Origin of the sequence: Kribbella turkmenica, from assembly GCF_004348725.1 — a bacterium.
Lineage (GTDB): Bacteria > Actinomycetota > Actinomycetes > Propionibacteriales > Kribbellaceae > Kribbella > Kribbella turkmenica.
On sequence record NZ_SMKR01000307.1, the window covers coordinates 1 to 2,615 of the forward strand.

Annotated in this window: 5 protein-coding genes; 4 read left to right on the forward strand and 1 reads right to left on the reverse strand. The window is 64.5% G+C overall.

The features are described 5' to 3' along the window. Positions 1–37 precede the first annotated feature (37 nt). Positions 38–334, reverse strand: coding sequence for a hypothetical protein (locus tag E1218_RS35385; RefSeq protein WP_233712695.1), 297 nt, complete (start codon positions 332–334; stop codon positions 38–40). Positions 335–473: 139 nt separating this feature from the next. Here E1218_RS35385 and E1218_RS35390 point away from each other — a divergent pair, with 139 nt between their 5' ends. The 4 genes from E1218_RS35390 to E1218_RS36460 all read left to right on the forward strand — a co-directional run bounded on the left by E1218_RS35390 (position 474) and on the right by E1218_RS36460 (position 1,814). After that, a complete protein-coding gene (locus E1218_RS35390; protein WP_132327391.1) occupies positions 474–827 on the forward strand; it encodes an XRE family transcriptional regulator in 354 nt (117 codons plus the stop codon). Positions 828–858: 31 nt separating this feature from the next. Beyond that, positions 859–1,062, forward strand: a complete 204-nt coding sequence (locus E1218_RS35395) for a KTSC domain-containing protein (protein ID WP_132327392.1) — start codon at positions 859–861, stop codon at positions 1,060–1,062. 80 nt (positions 1,063–1,142) lie between these two features. After that, on the forward strand, positions 1,143–1,370 hold the full coding sequence (locus E1218_RS35400) for a hypothetical protein (RefSeq protein ID WP_132327393.1): 228 nt from the start codon (positions 1,143–1,145) through the stop codon (positions 1,368–1,370). Between the two features lie 279 nt (positions 1,371–1,649). After that, positions 1,650–1,814 (forward strand): hypothetical protein, encoded by a 165-nt coding sequence (locus tag E1218_RS36460; RefSeq protein ID WP_165949570.1) that lies wholly within the window; start codon positions 1,650–1,652, stop codon positions 1,812–1,814. Positions 1,815–2,615: the final 801 nt, after the last annotated feature.

The window sequence follows — 2,615 nt, forward strand, 5'->3', positions numbered from 1 at the left end:
CAGGGTGGACCCGCCCCACCGAGTTCGGAGGCGCATGTCATCCGTCCAGCCACTGGATGGTGGTCGCGCCGTTGTGACCGTGGACGGTGAGGAGCGCGTCGATGCCGTCCGGCCAGACCGTGGTGGTCGGGTATCGCCCACCCCAATGCAGAGCGACCGTTCCATCGGTCCATTCGACCCCTTCGGCGACGACGCCCGTACCGCTGACTCCCGAGACGTCGACGTGACGGACCAACTGGAAACAGCGTGGCCCGGCGTTGCCTGCGACTTTCAGATGACGTCGTCGCGGGATCGTCCGCGACAGCGTGGTCGTGCGACCGCTGATCTCGTCCATGCCGACAGTCAACGCCCGCGGCGACGCCCTCACCATGAACTGAACAGGTATCCACAGGGCAGAAATTCGGCACTCTGCCGGTCACCTGATCGCCGTAACCTGATTGCAAGGAGTGACCAACGCGCAGGGAGTGATACCGATGACGATCATCGAGGAATGGACGGGCCGGCACGCGCATGCCTTGCGTACCGCGCTCCGGATGACCAACGAGTCCTTCGCCTACCACTTGAACGTCGCGCCGAGGACGGTCGCCAAGTGGCGCGAGCGACCCGAGATGGTGCCCAGCAAGCAACTTCAGCAGGCGCTCGACAACTCACTGAGACAGGCACCGCCCGACGCCCGGATCAGATTCGCCGCCAACCTGGGCCTCGACGAGCCGCAGATCGTGCTCGACCACGACGTGCTCAGTCAACTCAACGAGGCCCTCGGCGGTCTGGCCCGCGCCGTGGCACGCCTCGAGTCCGGGGAGCCCGAGCGGTCACCGGCACACTAGGGCGACGTACGACGCACTGGAGGGAGCGCGGGTGAGGCGACGGCTGGTGAACTCGTCGAGTGTGCGATCGGTCGGCTGGTCCGACGGCACGTTGGAGCTCGAATACGTCAACGGCTCCACCTACCAGTACTACGACGTCGCGCAGACGACCTTCGCCGCTCTGCTTGCGGCGTCGAGCATCGGGACGTACGTGAACACCCATATCAAGCCGCACCACGACTACCGCGAGGTGTGATCCACACCGTTTCTGTAGGCACGCGGGCGGGAACCGGAAGCAGAGTCAACACGGGGGTGCGCTCAGCCCAGGAGGTGGACATGCGCACTCGTAGAGCCTCTACGACCGGTTCCCGGACCGTGGCCGTCCTTGTTGTCGTCTGGTTGCTCATCGGCCTGGCGGCCGCCGCCCAACGGAACTACTTCGCAGGATCCGACGCGACGTGCGCCAAGGTGGGTACGACGCTGATCACCATCGCCGTCGGCCCGCTGAACTACGTCGGCGCGAACCCGAAGATCGACTGCTCGACACCGCAGCCGTCGCGGTAGCCGAAGCCACGAGCCTGCCCCGGACCCGTCGCGGCAGGCCCGCCTTCTAAGGCACCCGGTGTGTACACGAACCCCGAGCGTGGACCCTGTATCGCCCGAGGGCTCCGAGACAACGGAACAGAAGAGGCGCGGGATGACTGCTCTGTACGACGGGATCGCGGCGGATCTGAAGAACTGCTATGTACCGGTGCCAGTTGGGCGGTGATCGGGGCGAGATCGTCAGTCCGGTTGCGCCGGCGTCGTGCAGGCCGGCGAGCCGGCGCCCGTCGTACCAGAAACGTGGTTCAGGCGGGCTCGACCAGCAAGCCGGTCGCTGTGTTCGCCATGCCCCGGCTGGTCGACACGAGGGTCGCCGCGGTGACGCGGGACACCGAGCTCGAGGTTCGCGAGGGTGGCCGGCTGGTCTTCAGCCAGGGGGCAGAACTCGGCTGTGCCCGGGAATAGGTGGGGGTAGGGGTGGATTACATCTGGTGCCGTCCGGTTCATGACCCCCGGGCCTCAACCTCAGCCGCTGCGAGCGGCCACTCGCCGAGAGGCGTCTGCTGGACGGTGCGATGCGTGACAGGTGGGAGCTGGGCGACCAGCTCCCACCTCGTCTGTGCCGGGATGTCCCGTGGAGCCACACTTGTGCGGTGGGGCATCATGGGAGTTGTCGCCCGCGGAGACGCGAGTGAGTGATGTGACCAGAGGGACGATGGCTGCCTCCGTGGCAGGCGCCGGCTGACCGGCGCCCAGGGTGCGTCGCAAGGTCTCGGACAAGGTCCGGCACCCCGATTTGCATCCGCACCGCGAATGTCAGTAATGTTCTTCTTGTTGGAGCGAGACGCGGGACGCGAAAGCGGCCGGTCCTCCGACAAACTCCCTGAAGGTCTCGGAAGCCGAAACACGCCTCGGCGGGTTTCGGTCACTGGGTCGCGCAGGGAGACTGGGACGAAAGAGGCCGATTTGACCGGCCCCGGACGAAACAGTAAAGTTGGGCGAGTTGCCCCGGAGCTTCAAACGAAAGTCTGAAGCGCGGTGTGCGTCCGATTCTTGAGAACTCAACAGCGTGCCGAAAGTCAATGCCGAAAGATGCATTTTCCCCGTTCATGGGCATTGAACGTTTCCTGGGCCCCGGCTTTGTGGTTGTGGGTGTGGGTTTGTTTGTGTCTGTGGCGGATTCCTTTGAAATTTTGTATGGATTCAAGTCAGTTTGATTTGTTTCTGGTTCAGAGGATCGCTTTTTGTGGGTCTGTTTTCCATGGC